The organism is Cupriavidus basilensis (assembly GCF_000832305.1).
In the GTDB taxonomy this organism is placed as follows: domain Bacteria; phylum Pseudomonadota; class Gammaproteobacteria; order Burkholderiales; family Burkholderiaceae; genus Cupriavidus; species Cupriavidus basilensis_F.
This window is the reverse complement of sequence record NZ_CP010536.1, coordinates 3,237,326-3,257,292: the sequence shown is the minus strand read 5'-3', so window position 1 is coordinate 3,257,292 and position 19,967 is coordinate 3,237,326. Positions and strand designations below refer to the sequence as shown.

Here is a 19,967-nt window from a genome sequence, read left to right as displayed (position 1 = left end):
GAATGTCGGATAGTCCAAAAACACTCTTGCTCGTCGATGGGTCGAGCTATCTGTATCGTGCGTATCACGCTCTGCCGGACCTGAGGAACGCAGAGGGCCTGCCCACAGGGGCAATCTACGGCATGATCAATATGCTGCGCAAGCTGCGCAGCGATTTCCCGGCAGAGTATAGCGCCTGCGTGTTCGACGCCAAGGGTAAGACCTTCCGCGACGACCTGTACCCGGCCTACAAGGAGCATCGCCCGTCGATGCCCGAGGACCTGGCCAAGCAGATCGAGCCGATCCACGAAGCGGTGCGTGCGCTGGGCTGGCCCATCGTGGTGGTGGAAGGCGTGGAGGCGGACGACGTGATCGGCACGCTGGCGCGCCGGGCCACCGCCGAAGGCATGCGCACGGTGGTCTCCACGGGTGACAAGGACCTGGCGCAGCTGGTCGACGGCCATGTCACGCTGGTCAACACCATGAGCGGCGAAATCCTCGACCCGCCCGGCGTGGCCGCCAAGTTCGGCGTGCCGCCGGCGCGCATCGTCGACTATCTCTCGCTGATTGGCGACGCCGTGGACAACGTGCCCGGCGTGCCCAAGGTGGGCCCCAAGACCGCGGTCAAATGGCTGACCGAGTACGGCACGCTCGACGATGTCATGGCCAATGCCCCCGGCATCAAGGGCGTGGTGGGCGAGAACCTGCGCAACACGCTGGCGTGGCTGCCCAAGGCGCGCGAGCTGGTGACGGTCAAGACCGATTGCGACCTGACGAGTTCGTTGGCCGACTTCCACCGGCTCGAGGGTGGCAGCGAGGACAAGGACAAGCTGATTGACTTCTTTGCGCGCTATGGCTTCAAGACCTGGCTGCGCGAGGCCACCGGCGAAAGCCTGCCCAACCCGCGCGCCCAGGCACGCGCAAGCGCGGCGCCGCCCGCGGCCGGCGGTGCCGCGGCGGGAGCCGACGCGGGTCCGGCCCAGGGCGGCCTGTTCGACAGCGCCCCGGCCCCGGCCCAGATCCGCTACGAAACCGTGGCCACCGAGGCGGCGCTGGAGGCCTGGATGCGGCGCATCGAAACCGCGCCGCTGGTGTCCATCGATACCGAGACCACCTCGCTGGAGCCGCTGCAGGCCCAGCTGGTCGGCATCTCGCTGTCGATCGAGCCGGGCGAAGCCTGCTATATCCCGGTGGCGCACCGCGGCCCGGATGTCGTGGGCCTGGAAGCCTATGGCCAGCTCACGCGCGAGGCCGTGCTGGCGCGCATGCGCGCCTGGCTCGAAGACCCGTCGCGCGGCAAGGTCGGCCAGAACCTGAAGTACGATTCCCATGTCTTTGCCAATCACGGCGTCAGCCTGCGCGGCATCGTGCACGACACCATGCTGCAGAGCTACGTGCTGGCGTCCCACCGCAATCATGGCATGGACAGCCTGGCCGAGCGCCTGCTCGGCCTGAAGACCATCAGCTACGAGGAAGTGTGCGGCAAGGGCGCGAGCCAGATCGGCTTTGACCAGATCGACATCGCGCGCGCCACGGAGTACGCGGCCGAGGATGCCGACGTCACGCTGCGCCTGCATCGCAACATGTACCCGCAGGTCGAGGCGTTGCCGGGGGTGCATTACGTCTACGAGAAGATCGAGATGCCGGTCTCGGTGGTGCTGCAGAAGATCGAGCGCAACGGCGTGCTGATCGACGCCGAGCGCCTGGGCGCGCAAAGCACGCAGCTCGGCCAGCGCATGCTGACGCTGGAGCAGGCCGCGTACGAGGCTGCGGGCCAGCCGTTCAACCTGGGCTCGCCCAAGCAGATCGGCGAGATCCTGTTCGGCCAGATGAAGCTGCCGGTGGTCAAGAAGACCGCCAGCGGCGCGCCGTCCACTGACGAAGAGGTGTTGCAGAAGCTGGCCGAGGATTACCCGCTGCCCAAGCTGCTGCTGGACTACCGCGGCCTGGCCAAGCTCAAGTCCACCTACACCGACAAGCTGCCCAAGATGGTCAACCCGGCCACCGGCCGCGTGCATACCAGCTACGGGCAGACCACCGCGGTGACCGGCCGGCTGGCTTCCACCGAGCCCAACCTGCAGAACATCCCGGTGCGCACCGAGGAAGGGCGGCGCATCCGCGAGGCCTTTATCGCCGGGCCGGGCAACGTGATCGTGTCGGCCGACTACTCGCAGATCGAGTTGCGCATCATGGCCCATATCTCTGGCGACGAGAACCTGATGCGCTCCTTCGCCGAGGGCGAGGACGTGCACCGCGCCACCGCCGCGGAGATCTTCGGCGTGGCGCCGGATGCCGTCAGCAGCGAGCAGCGCCGCTATGCCAAGGTCATCAACTTCGGCCTGATCTACGGCATGAGCGCTTTCGGCCTGGCCGGCAACCTCGGCATCGAGCGCGAGGCTGCCAAGCACTACATCGACCGCTATTTCATGCGCTATCCCGGTGTGGCGCGGTACATGGAAGAAACGCGCCAGACCGCGCGCGAGCAGGGCTTCGTCGAGACCGTGTTCGGCCGCCGCCTGTGGCTGCCGGATATCAATGGCGGCAATGGCCCGCGCCGCCAGGGCGCCGAGCGCGCCGCCATCAACGCGCCGATGCAGGGCACGGCCGCCGACCTGATCAAGCTGTCGATGATCGCGGTGCAGGACTGGCTGGAACGCGACGGCCTGGGCACGCGCCAGGTCATGCAGGTGCACGATGAACTCGTGCTGGAAGTCCCGCAGGCCGAGCTGGAACGGGTCAAGGTGAAGCTGCCGGAACTGATGTGCAACGTGGCTGAACTGCGTGTGCCGCTGGTGGCCGAGGTTGGCAGCGGCAGCAACTGGGAGGAGGCGCACTAAGCTCGCGGGACGGCTTTCGGGGCCGCCCCGGGATTGCACCCGTCCCGGTATTCCTGCATCCTGGTTTCGATTGAAGCGACCGCTGAATCGGTGAATGGCGTCTTGCCAGTTGTGCTGCTGTGCAGCAGACTGATGAAACGCCGAGGTCACTGGCTTGCGTCAGGCCCCGCAAAAGAATATCGACGACACTGGGTAGATCATGAGCACAGAGGGAAGGGCGCATCGCATCATCGTAGTCGGAGGAGGAGCAGGCGGGCTCGAGCTGGTCACGCGGCTGGGCGACAAGCTCGGCAAGGGCGGGGCCGCGCAGGTGGTACTGGTGGACCGCTCCCCCACGCATATCTGGAAACCGCTGCTGCATGAAGTTGCCGCCGGCAGCATGGATCCCCACACCCATCAACTCGAATACGTGGCACAGGCCCGCTGGCATCACTTCGAATTCCAGCAAGGCGAGCTGACCGGCATCGACCGGGGCCGCAAGACCATCTCGGTGGCGGCCTGTGTCGACCTCGACGGCACGGAGCTCTTGCCCGCCCGCGATCTTTCCTATGACACGCTGGTGCTGGCGATTGGCTGCGTCACGCATTTCTTCGGCGTGCCCGGCGCTGCCGAGAACGCCATCGCGCTCGACACCGTGGACCAGGCGGAGCGCTTCCGCCGCAAGCTGATCTCGGCCTGCGTGCGCGCCCAGAACGGGCGCGGGCGCATCGGCGAGGACGGCCGCCCGCGCGTGGACGTTGCCATCATCGGTGCCGGCGCCACCGGTGTCGAGCTCTCTGCCGAGTTGCGTAATACCGCGCACGTGCTCAGCGCTTACGGGCTGCATCAGCTCGATCCGCGCCGCGATGTGCGCATCCACGTGGTCGAGGCCGGCCCGCGCATCCTGCCCGCGCTGTCCGAGCGCGTGGCCACCGAAACCACCAAGCTGCTGCACAAGCTCGATATCGAAGTGCTCACCGCCGAGCGCGTGACCGAAGTCACCGAGGACGCGGTGCTGACCGCCAGCGGCAAGCGCATCGACGCCGACCTGACGGTGTGGGCCGCCGGCATTACCGCGCCGGCGGTGCTGTCCACCCTTGGCCTGCCGGTCAGCCGCATGGGCCAGATCATCGTCAAGCCCACGCTGCAAAGCGAGGCCGATCCCGATATCTTTGCCTTTGGCGACTGCGCCAGCTGCCCCTGGCCCGAGAAGCAGGGCGCGGTGCCGCCGCGGGCCCAGGCCGCGCACCAGCAGGCCACGTTCCTCTACGGCGCGCTGCGCGCGCGCCTGGCCGGCAAGCCGCTGCCGTCGTTCGGGTTCAAGGACCTGGGCTCGCTGGTGTCGCTGGGGCATTTCAGCGCGGTCGGCAGCCTGATGGGCGGCCTGATCGGCGGTTCCATGTTTATCGAAGGGTTGATGGCGCGCGTGATGTACAGCTCCCTGTACCGCATGCACGTCATGGCGTTGCACGGCGCCGTGGGCATGGGGCTGGATACCGTGACCCACTGGCTGCGCAGCAAGACCAGCCCGCGCGTCAAGCTGCACTGACACGGGCCGGTGCGGGGCGAATCGGACTGCGAATCGCCCCGCTTGCCGGCTGCGTGCGCTGAACTCCATGTTTGCTTAGAATCGGATCTCGCCACGGCGGCGGTGCCACCCCGTGCGCTGTCCATCCAGATTCGCCATCCATGCCAGACAGGAGACCGCATGCTGAAGCCAGAAGTTGAAAGCCTCGTACCCAGCCAGTCCTTTGACCGCCGCGCCTTCGTCAAGACGGCGCTGGGTTCGGCTTTTGCCGCAGCAGCCTTGCCCGTGATGGCACAGGCCATCAAGACCGATTTCGCAGGCCTTGCCGCCGGCGAGGTGACGATTCCCTCGGGCGGCTTCAACATGCCGGCGTACCGCGCCCAGCCGGAAGGCAAGACCAACCTGCCGGTGGTGCTGGTGGTGAGCGAGATCTTCGGCGTGCATGAGCACATTGCCGACATCTGCCGGCGCTTTGCCAAGCTGGGCTATCTCGCCATCGCGCCGGAGCTGTTCGCGCGCCAGGGCGACCCGAGCAGCTTCGGCACCATCCAGGAGCTGCAGGCGAAGCTCATTTCCAAGGTGCCCGACGAGCAGGTGATGGGCGATCTCGATGCTGCCGTGGCTTGGGCCAAGGGCAACGGCGGCGATACCAGCCGGCTCGCCATCACCGGTTTTTGCTGGGGCGGGCGCATTACCTGGCTGTACGCCGCGCATAGCCAGCAGATCAAGGCCGGCGTGGCCTGGTATGGCCAGCTGGTGGGCGAGCCAACCCCGATCAAGCCACGCAACCCGATTGACCTGGCCGGCCAGCTCAAGGTGCCGGTGCTAGGCCTGTATGGCGGCAAGGACACCGGCATCACGCAGGAGCAGGTCGAGAAGATGAAGGCAGCGCTGGCGGTATCGGGCGACCCCTTTGCCAAGGCTTCCACCTTCGTGGTCTACCCGGAATCCGGCCATGCCTTCAACGCGGACTACCGTCCGAGTTACCGGGAAGCCGATGCCAAGGACGGCTGGCAGCGCTGCCTGGCGTGGTTCAAGCAGCACGGGGTTTGAGGCGCGGCCCGCCCTAGCGCACGTTTGCAGCCGTGCCCGGCGCCGCCGGGCACGGCTTGTGCCGCGGGATTTGCAAAACCAGCTGCAATCTACGTACAATGCGGGCTTCGTTTCTTGCAACAGTGTTGCGTTTGAGGTCGATGCTGCTCTCCAAGAGCGGAATGCCGATCCCAGGAGCCCATCATCGATTCCACGCTTGTCTACATCCTGCTTGCCGCCACCATCTCGGGGGTGGGCAGTATCTTTGGCGCGGCGCTGTTGTCGCTGACCGTGGCTTCCCGCGTGGTCGAGCGCATGGTGAGTTTCTCGGTGGGGGTGCTGCTGGCCACGGCGCTGCTGCATTCCCTGCCCGAGGCGTTCGAGTCCGGCGCTGATCCGCGTGCCTTGTTCGGCACCTTGCTGGCCGGCCTGCTCGGCTTCTTCCTGCTGGAGAAAGTTGCGCTGCTGCGCCACTCGCATCATCACGAGGGCGATGGGCACCACCATCACCACGGCCATGACCGAGAGGAGGCTGGCCGTAGCGGCATGACCATCCTGGTGGGGGATACCTTCCACAATTTCGCCGACGGCATCGTGATCGCCGCGGCCTTCCTGGCGGATCCGCATATTGGCCTGGTTACCGCGCTGGCCATCGCCGCGCACGAGATCCCGCAGGAGGTGGGCGATTTCATCGTGCTGCTCAATGCCGGGTTCTCGAAGGCGCGTGCCTTTGCCTTTAACCTGCTGTCCAGCCTGGCGGCCATCGCCGGCGGCGTCGTGGGGTATTACCTGCTCGACCAGATGAGCGGCTGGATTCCCTACGTGCTGGTGATTGCTTCAAGCAGCTTCGTCTATATCGCCGTAAGCGACCTGATGCCGCAGATGCAGCGCAAGCCGCGCTGGCGCGAATCGATCATCCAGGTCGTGCTCGTCGCCACCGGGATCTGCGCCATCTTCTTCATCACCAATGGCGTGCACGAAGCGCATGGCCATGGCCATGCACATGGCGTGGCGGCTGCCGCCAGATAAGCTGGCCCGGGCGGCTTGCGCCGCCCGCCATCAGGACCCGCTTGCCACTGGCCGCGCCGGGTCGGCGCACCACTCGCTCCACGAGCCCGGATAGAGCGCGGCGCCCGGCATGCCGGCCACCTCCAGTGCCAGCAGGTTGTGGCACGCGGTCACGCCCGAGCCGCACTGCATGATCGCCTCGCTGGCCGGCTTGCTGCCCAGCACTTGCCCGAACTCCTGGCGCAACGCGCTAGCCGGCTTGAAACTGCCGTTTCCCTCCAGGTTGTCCTTGAAGAAGCGGTTGGCCGCGCCGGGGATATGCCCACCCACCGGGTCCAGCGTTTCGTTCTCGCCACGGAAGCGGTCTGCCGCACGGGCGTCCACCACCAGCCGGGTCGGGTTTGCCAGGTTCGCCAGCACGGCATCGGTATCCACCATGGCGACCAGCGAGGCCTTGCGCGTCAGGTTGCCCGGGGTTTCGGGCTCTGGCGTGTTGCCCGACTCGAGCGGCAGGCCTGCCGCCACCCACGCATTCTTGCCGCCATCCAGCACGGCCACCGCGCTGTGGCCCAGCCAGCGCAACAGCCACCAGGCGCGCGCCGCGTACATGCCGCCCTGCGCGTCGTAGGCAATGACCTGGGTGTCTTCGTCTACGCCCAGCACGCGCAGGCGCGCGCTCAGCGTGTTCGGGTCCGGCAGCGGGTGCCGGCCGTTGGTGCCGGTCTTCTCGCCGGACAGTTCGTTGTCCAGGTGCAGGTAGAAGGCGCCGGGAAGATGGCCCAGGTGATAGGCCTCGCGTCCGGCGGCCGCGTTGGCCAGGTCGAAACTGCAGTCGATCAGGACGCTGTGGCGGCTGCCGTCGTCGCGCAGCGCGCGCAGGTCCTGGCTGGAGATCAGGGTGGTGAACATGGCGTAACCTTGGATTGGGATAGTCGCGCTGCAACGGCACGGGCGGGCGGCACGGGCGGGCGCGGGCGGCGGGGTGAGCACGCTCCGCCACCCCAGATCCTACACCTCGGGGTGCACTTCCGCCTCGGCCGACTTGACCGGGGTATCGGCGGTTGGCTGCCGGTTGGAGCCTTCGCGCGCCCGCGTCAACGTGGTGGCGATGCCGCTGGCAATGATGAGTGCCATGCCAACCCAAGACAGCCAGTTGAGCTGGTCGCGCCAGACAATCATGCCCCACAGGCTGGAGAACACGATGCCGGCGTATTGCAGGTTGGCGGTGAGCAGCGTGTTGCCGCGCTTGTAGGCGCGCGTCATCGCGGTCTGGCCGAGCGTGGCCAGGATGCCGATGGCCAGCAGCAGGCCCGCGCCGCGCCAGGTGTGGGTGCTCGGGCCGGTGTACAGCATCCACGCCAGGCCTACCACCATCCCGACCGCCGAGAAATAGAACACGATGCGGCCTTCGGGCTCGCCCAGCTGACCGAGCTGGCGCACTTCGACATAGGCCAGCGCGGTGAACATGCCGGAGATCAGGCCGATCAGGCCGCCGGTGAGCTGGTTATGGCCGACGGAAGGCTGCAGCAAGCAGATGACGCCGCCGAACGACATCAGGATGGCGCCGATCAGCTTGCGGTCCGCGCCGCCGGTGCCGGTCAAGGCCGCGCCGGCGCCCAGGATCAGCGCGATCCAGACTGGCGACATGTAATTCAGAGTCATTGCCGTGGCCAGCGGCAGCATGGTGATCGAGGTGAACCACAGCAGCAGGGCGGTCACGCCGAACAAGCTGCGCTTGATATGCATGGCCATGTGCGGTGTGCGCACCGAGGTGCCGGATGAAGCCAGCACCGTCCACATGATGACCACGCCGATCAGGCTGCGGTAGAACACGATCTCGCCCGTGGCATAGATCTCGGATGCCAGCTTGACGCCCACCCCCATCAACGAGAAGGCGAAGGCGGCGAACAGCATCCAGAGCGATTGCATGGTGGGGCGAAAGGAAGAATGGACAGCGCGCGAAACGGCTCCTGGCGGGGGCGGGGAACTGGATCGCGAAAGGCTCCGCATGGGGCGGATGGCCGGCATGGCGGGCGGCGAGGCGCCGGGCGCACACCGGAAGCGGCGATTGTATCAGCGAGTGTGCACCGCACCAAAGGCAAAACGGACCGCCTGGGCGGTCCGTTTTGCTTGCTTGCTTCGTCGCTGCGCTGCGCTGTCGATGCCGTGGCCCGCTGGGCCTTGGCTGGCGGGTCAGTCCGTAAAGGACATGGCGCGGCGATACCATTCATGAAAGTGCTGCATACCGTCCTCCATGGGCGACTGGTACGGGCCGGTCTCGCTGACGCCGCGTTTGGCCAGCGCCCGGCGCCCGGCATCCATGCGCTCGGCGATCTCGTCGTCCTCGATGCAGGTTTCCATGTAGGCGGCGCGCTCGGCCTCGACGAACTCGCGCTCGAACAGCGCGATTTCCTCGGGGTAGTAGAACTCCACGACGTTGCGCGTCTTGTTCGGCCCGAGCGGGTGCAGGGTGGAGACCACCAGCACGTTCGGATACCACTCCACCATGATGTTGGGGTAGTAGGTGAGCCAGATCGCGCCGTACTTGGGCAGCACGCCGTTGTTGAAGCGCAGCACGGCCTCATGCCACTTCTGGTACGTGGGGCTGCCCGGGCGCTTCAGGCCCGCGTGCAACCCAACGGTCTGGACGCTGTGCCAGTCGCCGAACTCCCAGCTCAGGTCGTCGCAGGAGACAAAGCTCCCGAGGCCCGGGTGGAACGGCACGACGTGGTAGTCCTCCAGATAGACCTCGATAAAGGTCTTCCAGTTGTAGTTGCACTCGTGGATCTCGACGTGGTCGAGCAGGTAGCCTTCGAAGTTCAGGTCTTCGGCCACGCCCAGGCGTGCCAGGTCGGCCCGAACGTCGCGCTGGCCCTCGAACAGCAGGCCGTTCCAGTTCTGTAGCGGCGAGCGGTTCAGATGGACGCACGGACGCTCGGCGAAATGCGGCGCGCCGAGCAGTTCGCCCTTCAGGTCGTAGGTCCAGCGGTGCAAGGGGCAGACAATGTTCTTCGCATTGCCGCGGCCATTGAGCATGATGGCCTGCCGATGGCGGCAGACATTGGACATGAGCTCGATCCCGTCGGCATTCCGTACCAGGATGCGGCCCTCGTCCTCGGCGGCCAGCGCCTGAAAATCGCCCGCTTCGGGGATCATCAGTTCGTGGCCGACATAGCCCGGGCCCTTCTTGAACAGCAGTTCCAGTTCTTGTTGATGCAGTGCCTCGTCGATGTAGACGTTTACGGGCAACTGCGTATCAGCCGGCACCAGTTTCAGCGCGGTGCTGAGATTGGACATTATCCCCACTCCCTATGACAGGCGAAAGCAGTGAACAACCCAACCATCGAAAAAGAAATCGATATGGGAAAGACAGTCAGCCGCGCCCTGGCCCGCTTCTGGACCGACAGATGGAGATCGCGCTGACGAACCGCGGATTGTACCCGAGCGAAAAAGTTAAGGGACTGATTATTTAGCCTTTTTAGCGAAAAAGTCGACCCGGGTCGTCATGGAGGTGTCGTTCGGGGCGCATTCGGAAAGACGACCCAAGCGCACAAGTCACTTTCCGGCAACGCTGTCCATGCCCCTTGTTGCATGGGATGCGGGCAATGTCCCGCTTTGGCGTAAAATCCCAGCTTCCCCAGATTCAATGTCCGCAATGCCAAAGACTACGAGCTCCCCGGCCCAGGCCGATCCGGCCGCGACCGACCAGCGGTCCGCCTCCGCGCCGCCCGCCTCCTACGAGGCCGCCATGGCCGAACTGGAGGCACTGGTAGCCAGCATGGAGGGCGGCGCCTTGCCGCTGGAAGATTCTTTGGCCGCGTACAAGCGCGGGGCCGAACTGGTCAGGTACTGCCAGCAGATGCTCGAACGCGTGGAACAACAGGTTAAAGTGCTGGAGGGCGATGTGCTCAAGCCCATGGCCGCCGACGCCGGAGACCTGGAATGAGCGAATCGCATCAAACTACCGAAGCTACCGAAGCCGGCGATTTCGCTGCCTGGATGCGCGCCACGGGCGCCAGGACCGAGGCCGCGCTCGACGCCGGGCTGCCGGCTGCGCAAACAGTGCCTTGCACGCTGCACGAAGCCATGCGGTATGCTGTGCTCGGCGGTGGCAAGCGGGTTCGCCCCTTGCTGGTGCACGCGGCGGGTGAAGTGGCGGGTGCTGCCCCCGAGGCCTGCGACGCGGCAGCCAGCGCGGTGGAGATGATCCACGCGTACTCGCTGGTGCATGACGATATGCCCTGCATGGACGATGACGATTTGCGTCGTGGCCGTCCCACCGTGCACAAGGCCTACGATGAAGCGACGGCGCTGCTGGTGGGCGACGCGCTGCAGACCCAGGCCTTCGTGGTGCTGGCCGAATCGGCCTTGCTGGCCTCGCTCGACGCTGCCGCGCGCCTGCGCCTGGTAGCGGAACTGGCCCGGGCCTCCGGCTCGGTGGGCATGGCAGGCGGGCAGGCGATCGACCTGCAGCATGTCGGCCTGGCCATGTCGCTGGAAGAACTGGAAGGCATGCATCGCATGAAGACCGGTGCGTTGCTGCGCGCCAGCGTGCGCATGGGCGCCTGCTGCGGTGCCGTGGACGAAGCCGGCCTGGCCGCGCTTGACCGCTACGCCGCAGCCGTGGGCCTGGCGTTCCAGGTGGTGGACGATATCCTCGACGTGACCGCGGATACCGCCACGCTGGGCAAGACCGCCGGCAAGGACGCCGCAAACGACAAGCCGACCTACGTGTCGCTGATGGGGCTCGAGCCTGCACGCCAGTTGGCGCAGCAGCTTCGGGCCACGGCGCACGAAGCGCTGGCGGTGTTCGGCGCGCGCGCCCGACGCCTGGGCGAACTGGCCGATCTCATCGTGCTGCGCTCGAATTGAATGGATACGCAGGAAAAACCGACAACCGGGCACAAGAATCCGGCCGCCGAACGGACATCATGACCTACGCACTGCTCAAAACTATTGACGACCCCGCAGCCCTTCGCAGGCTGGACCGCCGCCAGCTCAAGACACTGGCTGACGAACTCCGCGCCTACGTGCTCGAATCGGTGTCGCAAACCGGCGGCCACCTGTCGTCCAACCTGGGCACGGTCGAGCTGACCATTGCCCTGCACTATGTGTTCAATACACCGGACGACCGCGTCGTCTGGGACGTGGGGCACCAAAGCTATCCGCACAAGATCCTGACCGGTCGCCGCGACCGCATGCATTCGCTGCGCCAGTGGGGCGGCATCTCGGGCTTCCCGCGCCGCTCGGAGAGCGAGTACGACACCTTCGGCACCGCGCATTCCTCCACCTCCATCTCGGCTGCGCTGGGCATGGCGCTGGGCGCCCGCACGCTGGGCGAGAAGCGCGTTTCCATCGCCGTGATCGGTGACGGCGCGATGACCGCCGGCATGGCCTTCGAGGCCATGAACAACGCCGGTGTCTACAAGGACCTGCCGCTGCTGGTGGTGCTCAACGACAACGACATGTCGATCTCGCCGCCGGTGGGCGCGCTCAACAGCCACCTCGCGCGGCTGATGAGCGGCAAGTTCTACGCGGCCACCAAGAAGGGCATCGAGCGCGTGCTGTCGGTTGCCCCGCCGGTGCTCGAGTTCGCCAAGCGCTTCGAGGAACATGCCAAGGGCATGATGGTGCCGGCGACGCTGTTCGAGGAGTTCGGCTTCAACTACATCGGCCCGATCGACGGCCATGATCTCGAATCGCTGGTGCCGACGCTGCAGAACATCCGCCAGCGCGCCCTCGAAGGCGGCGGCCCGCAGTTCCTGCACGTGGTTACCAAGAAGGGTCAGGGCTACAAGCTGGCCGAGGCCGACCCGATCCTGTACCACGGTCCCGGCAAGTTCAACCCGGCCGAAGGCATCCGCCCGTCGACCAAGCCCGCCCGCAAGACCTACACGCAGGTGTTCGGCGAATGGCTGTGCGACATGGCCGCCGCCGACCCCAAGCTGGTGGCGGTGACGCCGGCCATGCGCGAAGGCTCCGGCATGGTCGAGTTCGAGAAGCGCTTCCCCAGCCGCTACTACGACGTGGGCATCGCGGAGCAGCATGCCGTGACGTTCGCCGGCGGGCTGGCCTGCGAAGGGCTCAAGCCCGTGCTGGCGATCTACTCCACGTTCCTGCAGCGCGGCTATGACCAGCTGATCCACGACGTGGCGCTGCAGAATCTGCCGGTGGTGTTCGCACTCGACCGCGCCGGCCTGGTCGGCGCCGACGGCGCTACCCACGCAGGTGCCTACGATATCGCGTTCCTGCGTTGCATCCCCAACATGATGGTGATGACGCCGGCCGACGAGAACGAATGCCGCCAGTTGCTGACCACCGCGTACCAGCAGGATTGCCCGACCGCCGTGCGTTACCCGCGCGGCGCCGGCACCGGTGTGGCGACCGGGGCCGCGCTCACCGCGCTGCCGGTGGGCAAGGGCGAGATGCGCCGTACGGGCGGCGCGCGCGCCGGCCAGCGCGTGGCCTTCCTGGCATTCGGCTCGATGCTGCATCCGGCGCTGGGTGCGGCCGAGGCGCTCGACGCCTCGGTGGCCAACATGCGCTTTGTCAAGCCGCTCGACGAAGAACTGGTGAAGAAGCTCGCGAGCGAGCATGACTACCTCGTCACCGTTGAAGAAGGCTGTGTGATGGGCGGCGCAGGCAGCGCGGTGCTCGAAGCGCTGGCTGCCGCCGGTATCGCCATGCCGGTGCTGCAGCTCGGCCTGCCTGACCGCTTCGTCGATCATGGCGACCCGGCCTTCCTGCTGTCGCAGTGCGGGCTGGATGCCAAGGGCATCGAGCAATCGGTGCGCGAGCGCTTCAACCTGGCCCAGCCTGCCGTCGCCACCCGCGCGGCCTGAGCCAACGGCGCGCCCGCGGCTTGCGGGCGCGCCGGTTTTCCTGATGGTTTCCCGATGCCATCACCCGTGCTCCCCGTACGGGTATCGTCCCGCTCGTGGGCAGTCAAAGGCAAATTCCCTTAGAATCCAAGGTTCTGTGTTCGCAGCTGCGGGAAGCCATCGGCTTTGCCATCCCCGCGGTTTCACACTCGTTGCGCGGCAAGGTTGACTGCGAAAAATGCCGCGACCGTAGAGGAAACCTGATCGATATGAATGACATCAATCCCGCCTTTGTGATGCCCGACGTGCAGTCGAGCCTCGATACCCGCCAGATCCCCATCCAGCGGGTTGGCGTGAAGGGCGTGCGTTACCCCCTGTCGCTGAAGACGCCGGCCGGCGTACTGGCCACCGTCGGCACCTTCAATCTCGACGTGCATCTGCCTGCCGACCAGAAGGGCACGCACATGTCGCGTTTCGTCGCTTTGCTGGAAGAAGAACGCGAGCCGCTGGAACTGGCGAGCTTCCGCACGCTGCTCGACAAGATGCTGCTCAAGCTGGAAGCCGAGGCTGGCCGCATCGAAGTGACCTTCCCGTATTTCATCAACAAGACCGCGCCGGTATCCGGCGTGCAATCGTTGATGGACTATGAAGTCACGCTGATCGGCGAAGTGCGCAACGGCGCCACCAAGGTCTTCCTGAAAGCTCTGGTTCCGGTCACCAGCCTGTGCCCGTGCTCGAAGAAGATCTCGCAGTACGGCGCGCACAACCAGCGCTCGCACATCACCATGAACGTCGAGCTGGCGGCAGACCTGCCGGTCGAGGCGCTGGTGCGCATGGCCGAAGAAGAAGCCTCGTGCGAGTTGTGGGGCCTGCTCAAGCGCCCGGACGAGAAGTTTGTCACCGAGCGCGCTTACGAGAACCCCAAGTTCGTCGAGGACCTGGTGCGCGATATCGCCATGCGGCTGAATGCGGACGATCGCATCGTGGCCTATGTGCTGGAGGCCGAGAACTTCGAGTCCATCCACAATCACAGCGCCTACGCCGTGATCGAGCGCGACAAGCGCGCGCAGTAAGCCCGCTGTGCCTCAGTAAAAAAGCCACCGTGAGGTGGCTTTTTTACTGCATCGAGGCGTTCGCTTCAGGCGGCGGGGCGCTCCGGCAGCCGGATGTCCGACAGCTCCCAGCGCGGCGTCACGCCGTAGCCGTAGTCGCGCTTGGCCAGCTCCGGCGCGGCTTGCAGGCGCATGGCGCCGGCGAAGGCGATCATGGCGCCGTTGTCCGTGCAGAAGGCCAGGTCCGGATAGTAGACCTCGATCTTCTTCTGCGCGCCAAGCTGGTTCAGCCGCTCGCGCAGCTGCCGGTTGGCGCCCACGCCGCCGGCCACCACCAGGCGCCGGTGGCCGGTCTGCTTGAGCGCGGCCATCGACTTGGCGGCCAGCACGTCGACGATGGCATCGACAAAGGAGCGCGCCAGGTTGGCCCGGTCCTGCTCGCACACATTGCCCAGCTTGCGGGTTTGCGTGAGCACGGCGGTTTTCAGGCCGGCGAAGGAGAAATCGAGGGTGCCCGAATGCAGCATCGGACGCGGCAGGGCGTATGTGCCGGGCACGCCGAATTCAGCCAGCCGCGAGACTTCCGGGCCGCCCGGGTAGCTCAGGCCGAGCAGCTTGGCGGTCTTGTCGAACGCTTCTCCGGCGGCATCGTCCAGGGTCTCGCCCAGCAAGGCGTAATCACCGATGCCGCGCACTTCCATCAACTGCGTGTGCCCGCCCGAAACCAGCAAGGCAACGAACGGGAATGGCGGCGGATTGGCTGTCAGCAGCGGCGACAGCAGGTGGCCTTCGAGATGGTGCACGCCCAGCATCGGCACGTTCAGTGCGAAGCCCAGGGCGTTGGCCACCGACGCACCCACCAGCAGCGCGCCGGCCAGGCCGGGGCCTTGGGTGAAGGCAATCGCGTTGATGTCGGCGCGGGTGCGGCCGGCTTCGTCAAGCACCTGCTGCAACAGCGGCAGCACGCGGCGGATATGGTCGCGCGAGGCGAGTTCAGGCACGACGCCGCCGTAGTCGCGGTGCATGGCGATCTGCGAATGCAGGGCGTGGGCGAGCAGGCCGGATTGCGTGTCGTAGAGCGCGAGGCCGGTTTCGTCGCAGGAGGATTCGATGCCGAGGACAAGCATGGGAGAGGCAAGGCCGGCATCAAGCGAGGCCGGCAAATCAAGGGGTTGGAGCGGGCTGACGACCATCGGGCCGGCAGCCGGGCATGAGGCCAGCAGGGTAGCACAGCGGCGCTGGCCATGCTTTTCGCTACAATCGGCGCTTCTTCCGCGGGCACTAATCAGGCATTCATTGGGCAAGACAGACATGGGCAGCAAGCAGACCACAGAGGCCGGCCAGGCCGGCGCGCGCGCAGGGCGCTTCGACGTGGCGGTGCTTGGCGCCGGGGCCGCCGGCATGATGTGCGCCGCTGTGGCGGGGCAGGGGGGCGCCAGCGTGGTGCTGATCGACCACGCCACCAAGGTGGCGGAGAAAATCCGCATCTCCGGTGGCGGACGCTGCAATTTCACCAACCTGCAGGCGGGGCCGGCCAATTTCTTGTCGGCTAATCCGCACTTCTGTCGTTCCGCGCTCGCTCGCTACACGCCGCAGGATTTTCTCGCGCTGATGCGCAAGCATGAGATCGACTGGCACGAGAAACACCGCGGCCAACTCTTCTGCAACGACAGCGCCGAGCAGGTGATCGAGATGCTGCGTGCCGAATGCGGCGAGGGCAACGTGCACTGGCGCACCGGCTGCGGCGTGGACGAGGTCAGGCGCGAGGGCGACGATTTCCTGCTGATGACGGCAAGCGGGCCGGTGCGGGCCGGCGCGCTGGTGGTGGCCACAGGCGGCCTGTCCATCCCCAAGATCGGCGCCACCGACATCGGCTACCGCATTGCCCGCCAGTTCGGGCTGGGCGTTGTCGAGACGCGCCCGGCGCTGGTGCCGCTGACGTTCGACGGGCAGGGCTGGGCGCCGTTCGTGCCGTTGGCCGGCGTGTCGATGGAGGTGGACATTGCGACGGGAAGCGGCAAGACGGCCGGCGCCTTCCGCGAGGACTTGCTGTGGACCCATCGCGGCCTGTCCGGCCCGGCCGTGCTGCAGATTTCCAGTTTCTGGCGCCCTGGCACGCCGATCACCATCGACCTGTTCGACGGCAACGACGCCAGTGAGTGGCTGCTCGAGCAAAAGGGTGGCAGCCGCAAGCACCTGGCCAACCTGCTCGCCGAGCGCCTGCCGGCCCGTCTGGCCGACGCCTGGTGCGCGGCAGCGGGCCTGAACGGCGCGCAGCCGCTGCACGATATGCCGGACAAGGCACTGCGCCGGCTCGGCGCGGCGCTCAACAGCTGGCAACTGGTGCCGGCGGGCACCGAGGGCTACCGCAAGGCGGAGGTCACGCTCGGCGGCGTGGACACGCGCGCGCTGTCGTCGGCGACCATGATGGCGCGCACCGTGCCCAACCTGTATTTCATCGGCGAGGTGGTCGACGTCACCGGGTGGCTGGGCGGCTATAACTTCCAGTGGGCCTGGGCATCCGGCGTGGCCGCCGGGCAGGCGGTGGCCGAGAACGCAAGGGCCATGGTGGCGGGGACGGCCTGAGCGGCGTCAAGCAGCATGGCGGCAAAAAAACCGCCATACGGGCTTGACAGCGCTTGTGCTACACTTGTAGCTTTCGTAAAACCGCTAACAGCTGCTACTTATTTCAGCAAAATGACCACGATCCACCTTAAAGAAAACGAGCCGTTTGAAGTTGCCATGCGTCGTTTCAAGCGCACCATCGAGAAAAACGGCTTGCTGACTGAATTGCGGGCTCGCGAGTTTTACGAAAAGCCGACGGCGGAGCGCAAGCGCAAGAAGGCTGCCGCCGAAAAGCGCCACTACAAGCGCATCCGCAGCCTGATGCTGCCGAAGAAGATGTACTGAGCGTACCCTTCGCGTTCCGCATCAAAACCCGCTGTGGGCAACGCTCCGGCGGGTTTTTGCATTGGCGGCCCGACGGCCGGCGTTGCGCCCGGCCGGCACCGTCCCGCCCTCACTTTCCTGGAATAATGCGATGTCCCTCAAAGCCCGTGTAACCGAAGACATGAAGGCCGCCATGCGTGCCCGCGAGACCGAGCGCCTCGGCACCATCCGCCTGCTGCTGGCCGCCATCAAGCAACGGGAAGTGGATGAGCGCATCGAGCTCGACGACACCGCCGTGCAGGCCGTGATCGAAAAGCTGATCAAGCAGCGCAAGGACTCCATCTCCCAGTTCACCCAGGCCGGCCGCACCGACCTGGCTGACAAGGAGAGCGCGGAAATCGAAGTGCTCAAGGTCTACATGCCGGCGGCCCTGTCGGATGCGGAAGTGGCCGCCGAAGTGCAGGCCGCGGTCACGGAAACCGGCGCCACCGGCCCGCAGGACATGGGTAAGGTCATGGCCGTGCTCAAGGCCAAACTGGCCGGCCGTGCCGACATGACCGCCGTCTCCGGTCTGGTCAAGGCTGCGCTGGCGGGGCGTTGACCGGGGCGGGGCGCTAGCTGGCACTTGGCGGCGGGAGGCTGCGGAGTACAGCTAAAGGCACTTTTTGCCAGGCACCCCTCGCCGGCGCTGGCTGCAATCCGTTGCGTCTGCACTACAATGTAATGTTAAGAGGCAGGAAAGCGCAGTGCCGGTCACGCACTTCATGAACCAGATATCGCCGCTGCCCGGTTCCACGGGCAGTTCGGCCATAGGACGACAAGCCGGGTGATTCCGCAATCCTTCATTCAGGACCTGCTCAACCGTGTCGACATAGTCGATGTGGTGGGCAAGTACGTGCAGTTGAAGAAGGGCGGCGCCAACTTCATGGGGCTCTGCCCCTTTCACAACGAGAAGTCGCCGTCGTTCACGGTCTCGCCGACCAAGCAGTTCTATCACTGCTTTGGTTGCGCGGCGCATGGCTCGGCCATCGGCTTCCTGATGGAATACTCGGGGCAATCCTACCCCGATGCAGTACGCGAGTTGGCGCAATCGGTCGGCCTGTCCGTGCCCGAGGAGCGTGACCGGCTGGCGCCGGCCCAGCGTGCCGAAGTGCAGGCGCGCTCGCTGGCGCTGTCCGATGCCATGACCCGCGCGACCGAGTTCTACCGCAAGCAGTTGCGCAGCGCGCCGCAGGCGATCCAGTACCTCAAGAGCCGCGGCCTGACCGGCGAGATCGCGGCGCAGTTTGGCCTGGGCTATGCCCCGGACGACTGGCAGGGACTGGAGCCGGTGTTCGGCAATTACCGCGACGATGCGATCGCCGGGCCGCTGGTGGAAGCCGGCCTGATGATCGAAAGCGCCGAGAAGCGCGACGCCGACGGCAAGCCGCGGCGCTACGACCGCTTCCGGGACCGCATCATGTTTCCCATCCGCAGCACCAAGGGCCAGGTGATCGGCTTTGGCGGGCGGGTGATGGGGCAGGGCGAGCCCAAGTACCTGAATTCGCCGGAAACGCCCCTGTTCAGCAAAGGCACCGAGCTGTATGGCCTGTTCGAGGCCCGCCATGCGATCCGGGAAACCGGCTATGTTTTGGTGGTCGAAGGCTATATGGACGTGGTGGCCCTGGCGCAGCTGGGCTTTGCCAACGCCGTGGCCACGCTGGGCACGGCCTGCACGGCGGTGCATGTGCAAAAGCTGTTGCGCCAGACCGATGCCGTGGTGTTCTCGTTCGACGGCGACGCCGCCGGGCGCCGTGCGGCGCGCCGGGCCCTGGAGGCCTGCCTGCCGTACGTGGCGGACAACAAGACCATCCGCTTCCTGTTCCTGCCCGCCGAGCACGACCCGGACAGCTATGTGCGCGAGCAGGGCACCGACGCGTTTGCCGCGCAGGTGCGCGATGCCATGCCGCTGTCGCGCTTCTTGCTGCAGGTGGTGTCGGAGGGGCAGGAGCTGCGTCAGGCCGAAGGGCGCGCCCGTGCCCAGTACGAGGCCAAGCCGCTGCTGCAGTCCATGCCCGCAGGCGGCCTGCGGCTGCAGATCGTGCGCGAGCTGGCCGATGCCACCGGCACCACGCCGGCCGAAATCGAAGCCGTCTGCGGGCTGGCGAGCGACCCGGCACGGGTCGGGCGTTTTGCCCAGCCGCGGCCGCGCACCAAGCGCCAGGCCCCCACCGGGCTGGAGCAGCGGGTGCTGCAGTTGCTGATGCGCTACCCGCAGCTGTCGAGCCGGCTCGACGCCGATAGCCGGGCCCTGCTGCTGGAAGACGAGCAGGCCGATGCCGAAGTGCTGGCGCATCTGGTGTCAGCGTGCGACGAGTTGCGGGGCGAGGTGAACTTCGCGGCCTTTAGCGAGCATCTGGCGCAGTCGCCGTACGCCGAGGTCTACGCCAATGTGCGCGCCGCGGTACTGCGCGAAGAGATCGATGAGGAACCTGCCGAGCAGGAGTTCGATACCGCCATCGCCAAGCTGCTGGCGGGGCCGTTGCGCCGCGAGCTCGACATGCTCCAGCAGTCGGTGATCATGGGCACCGCGGATGAGCAAGGCAAGAGCCGCATGCGATGGCTGGTCAGCGAGATCAATCGCCGTCGGCAGTTGGGTTGAATCGGGCTGAATCCGATTGACCGTCCGGTAGGTCGGGCAAGGTGGGTGGTGACAAATAAGTGAAGGTTTGGCGCGGCCTGGCTACGCTTAAGCCTTGATTTTTCAGGTGAAAACCTCACCTGTTAGGAAGCCGGCTAATTGCTAGTGCTACAATAGCCGGTTTGGATAGCGAGATCTTTCTCTCCCCTTCTGGTGAAAGTG

At 66.1% G+C, this 19,967-nt stretch carries 16 protein-coding genes; 12 read left to right on the top strand and 4 right to left on the bottom strand.

The window, feature by feature from the left end; translation table 11 throughout:
- The first annotated feature begins 2 nt into the window (after nucleotides 1–2).
- The 4 genes from polA to RR42_RS15035 all read left to right on the top strand — a co-directional run bounded on the left by polA (nucleotide 3) and on the right by RR42_RS15035 (nucleotide 6,384).
- Complete coding sequence (gene polA, locus RR42_RS15050) at nucleotides 3–2,816, top strand: DNA polymerase I (protein WP_043348320.1); 2,814 nt, start codon at nucleotides 3–5, stop codon at nucleotides 2,814–2,816.
- A gap of 199 nt (nucleotides 2,817–3,015) precedes the next feature.
- A complete protein-coding gene (locus tag RR42_RS15045) occupies nucleotides 3,016–4,344 on the top strand; it encodes an NAD(P)/FAD-dependent oxidoreductase (RefSeq protein WP_043348317.1) in 1,329 nt (442 codons plus the stop codon).
- A 159-nt stretch (nucleotides 4,345–4,503) separates the two neighbouring features.
- Nucleotides 4,504–5,376 (top strand): dienelactone hydrolase family protein, encoded by an 873-nt coding sequence (locus RR42_RS15040; protein WP_043348314.1) that lies wholly within the window; start codon nucleotides 4,504–4,506, stop codon nucleotides 5,374–5,376.
- Between the two features lie 180 nt (nucleotides 5,377–5,556).
- Entirely contained in the window at nucleotides 5,557–6,384 is an 828-nt protein-coding gene (locus RR42_RS15035) for a ZIP family metal transporter (protein WP_052494643.1), read from the top strand.
- Nucleotides 6,385–6,414: 30 nt separating this feature from the next.
- Here the strand turns inward: RR42_RS15035 and RR42_RS15030 are convergent, their stop codons facing one another.
- From RR42_RS15030 to RR42_RS15020, 3 genes are all read right to left on the bottom strand, one after another.
- Nucleotides 6,415–7,272: a sulfurtransferase gene (locus tag RR42_RS15030; protein ID WP_043348309.1), complete on the bottom strand. Its 858-nt coding sequence runs from the start codon at nucleotides 7,270–7,272 to the stop codon at nucleotides 6,415–6,417.
- Nucleotides 7,273–7,371: 99 nt separating this feature from the next.
- Nucleotides 7,372–8,292 carry a DMT family transporter gene (locus tag RR42_RS15025; RefSeq protein ID WP_043348305.1) on the bottom strand — a complete coding sequence of 307 codons (921 nt, stop codon included), beginning with the start codon at nucleotides 8,290–8,292 and terminating at the stop codon, nucleotides 7,372–7,374.
- 264 nt (nucleotides 8,293–8,556) lie between these two features.
- Nucleotides 8,557–9,660 (bottom strand): aromatic ring-hydroxylating oxygenase subunit alpha, encoded by a 1,104-nt coding sequence (locus RR42_RS15020; RefSeq protein WP_043348302.1) that lies wholly within the window; start codon nucleotides 9,658–9,660, stop codon nucleotides 8,557–8,559.
- A gap of 358 nt (nucleotides 9,661–10,018) precedes the next feature.
- Between RR42_RS15020 and RR42_RS15015 the strand changes: the two genes are divergently transcribed.
- The 4 genes from RR42_RS15015 (at nucleotide 10,019) to folE2 (ending at nucleotide 14,257) form a co-directional block, all read left to right on the top strand.
- Complete coding sequence (locus RR42_RS15015) at nucleotides 10,019–10,309, top strand: exodeoxyribonuclease VII small subunit (RefSeq protein ID WP_043348298.1); 291 nt, start codon at nucleotides 10,019–10,021, stop codon at nucleotides 10,307–10,309.
- Entirely contained in the window at nucleotides 10,306–11,235 is a 930-nt protein-coding gene (locus tag RR42_RS15010; protein WP_043348295.1) for a polyprenyl synthetase family protein, read from the top strand. The genes RR42_RS15015 and RR42_RS15010 overlap by 4 nt, the downstream gene beginning before the upstream one ends.
- 59 nt (nucleotides 11,236–11,294) lie before the next feature.
- Entirely contained in the window at nucleotides 11,295–13,205 is a 1,911-nt protein-coding gene (gene dxs / locus RR42_RS15005) for a 1-deoxy-D-xylulose-5-phosphate synthase (protein WP_043348292.1), read from the top strand.
- Nucleotides 13,206–13,453: 248 nt separating this feature from the next.
- The gene (folE2, locus tag RR42_RS15000) at nucleotides 13,454–14,257 is read left to right on the top strand and encodes a GTP cyclohydrolase FolE2 (RefSeq protein WP_043348288.1); all 804 of its coding nucleotides are present in this window, start codon (nucleotides 13,454–13,456) and stop codon (nucleotides 14,255–14,257) included.
- A gap of 65 nt (nucleotides 14,258–14,322) precedes the next feature.
- Here the strand turns inward: folE2 and tsaD are convergent, their stop codons facing one another.
- Nucleotides 14,323–15,363: a tRNA (adenosine(37)-N6)-threonylcarbamoyltransferase complex transferase subunit TsaD gene (gene tsaD / locus RR42_RS14995; RefSeq protein WP_043352164.1), complete on the bottom strand. Its 1,041-nt coding sequence runs from the start codon at nucleotides 15,361–15,363 to the stop codon at nucleotides 14,323–14,325.
- 184 nt (nucleotides 15,364–15,547) lie between these two features.
- Between tsaD and RR42_RS14990 the strand changes: the two genes are divergently transcribed.
- The 4 genes from RR42_RS14990 to dnaG all read left to right on the top strand — a co-directional run bounded on the left by RR42_RS14990 (nucleotide 15,548) and on the right by dnaG (nucleotide 19,766).
- On the top strand, nucleotides 15,548–16,822 hold the full coding sequence (locus tag RR42_RS14990) for an NAD(P)/FAD-dependent oxidoreductase (RefSeq protein WP_043348284.1): 1,275 nt from the start codon (nucleotides 15,548–15,550) through the stop codon (nucleotides 16,820–16,822).
- 111 nt (nucleotides 16,823–16,933) lie between these two features.
- Nucleotides 16,934–17,146, top strand: a complete 213-nt coding sequence (gene rpsU / locus RR42_RS14985; protein ID WP_043348281.1) for a 30S ribosomal protein S21 — start codon at nucleotides 16,934–16,936, stop codon at nucleotides 17,144–17,146.
- 130 nt (nucleotides 17,147–17,276) lie between these two features.
- Entirely contained in the window at nucleotides 17,277–17,726 is a 450-nt protein-coding gene (locus RR42_RS14980; protein ID WP_043348277.1) for a GatB/YqeY domain-containing protein, read from the top strand.
- Nucleotides 17,727–17,951: 225 nt separating this feature from the next.
- Nucleotides 17,952–19,766 carry a DNA primase gene (dnaG, locus tag RR42_RS14975; protein WP_043348273.1) on the top strand — a complete coding sequence of 605 codons (1,815 nt, stop codon included), beginning with the start codon at nucleotides 17,952–17,954 and terminating at the stop codon, nucleotides 19,764–19,766.
- The last annotated feature ends 201 nt before the right edge of the window (nucleotides 19,767–19,967 follow it).

Excerpts from the sequence above, each read along its gene's own strand:
- polA (WP_043348320.1), top strand. The coding sequence starts at position 3 with ATGTCGGATAGTCCAAAAACACTCTTGCTCGTCGATGGGTCGAGCTAT.
- RR42_RS15045 (WP_043348317.1), top strand. The coding sequence starts at position 3,016 with ATGAGCACAGAGGGAAGGGCGCATCGCATCATCGTAGTCGGAGGAGGA.
- RR42_RS15040 (WP_043348314.1), top strand. The coding sequence starts at position 4,504 with ATGCTGAAGCCAGAAGTTGAAAGCCTCGTACCCAGCCAGTCCTTTGAC.
- RR42_RS15030 (WP_043348309.1), bottom strand. The coding sequence starts at position 7,272 with ATGTTCACCACCCTGATCTCCAGCCAGGACCTGCGCGCGCTGCGCGAC.
- RR42_RS15025 (WP_043348305.1), bottom strand. The coding sequence starts at position 8,292 with ATGCAATCGCTCTGGATGCTGTTCGCCGCCTTCGCCTTCTCGTTGATG.
- RR42_RS15020 (WP_043348302.1), bottom strand. The coding sequence starts at position 9,660 with ATGTCCAATCTCAGCACCGCGCTGAAACTGGTGCCGGCTGATACGCAG.
- RR42_RS15015 (WP_043348298.1), top strand. The coding sequence starts at position 10,019 with ATGCCAAAGACTACGAGCTCCCCGGCCCAGGCCGATCCGGCCGCGACC.
- RR42_RS15010 (WP_043348295.1), top strand. The coding sequence starts at position 10,306 with ATGAGCGAATCGCATCAAACTACCGAAGCTACCGAAGCCGGCGATTTC.
- dxs (WP_043348292.1), top strand. The coding sequence starts at position 11,295 with ATGACCTACGCACTGCTCAAAACTATTGACGACCCCGCAGCCCTTCGC.
- folE2 (WP_043348288.1), top strand. The coding sequence starts at position 13,454 with ATGAATGACATCAATCCCGCCTTTGTGATGCCCGACGTGCAGTCGAGC.
- tsaD (WP_043352164.1), bottom strand. The coding sequence starts at position 15,363 with ATGCTTGTCCTCGGCATCGAATCCTCCTGCGACGAAACCGGCCTCGCG.
- RR42_RS14990 (WP_043348284.1), top strand. The coding sequence starts at position 15,548 with ATGGGCAGCAAGCAGACCACAGAGGCCGGCCAGGCCGGCGCGCGCGCA.
- rpsU (WP_043348281.1), top strand. The coding sequence starts at position 16,934 with ATGACCACGATCCACCTTAAAGAAAACGAGCCGTTTGAAGTTGCCATG.
- RR42_RS14980 (WP_043348277.1), top strand. The coding sequence starts at position 17,277 with ATGTCCCTCAAAGCCCGTGTAACCGAAGACATGAAGGCCGCCATGCGT.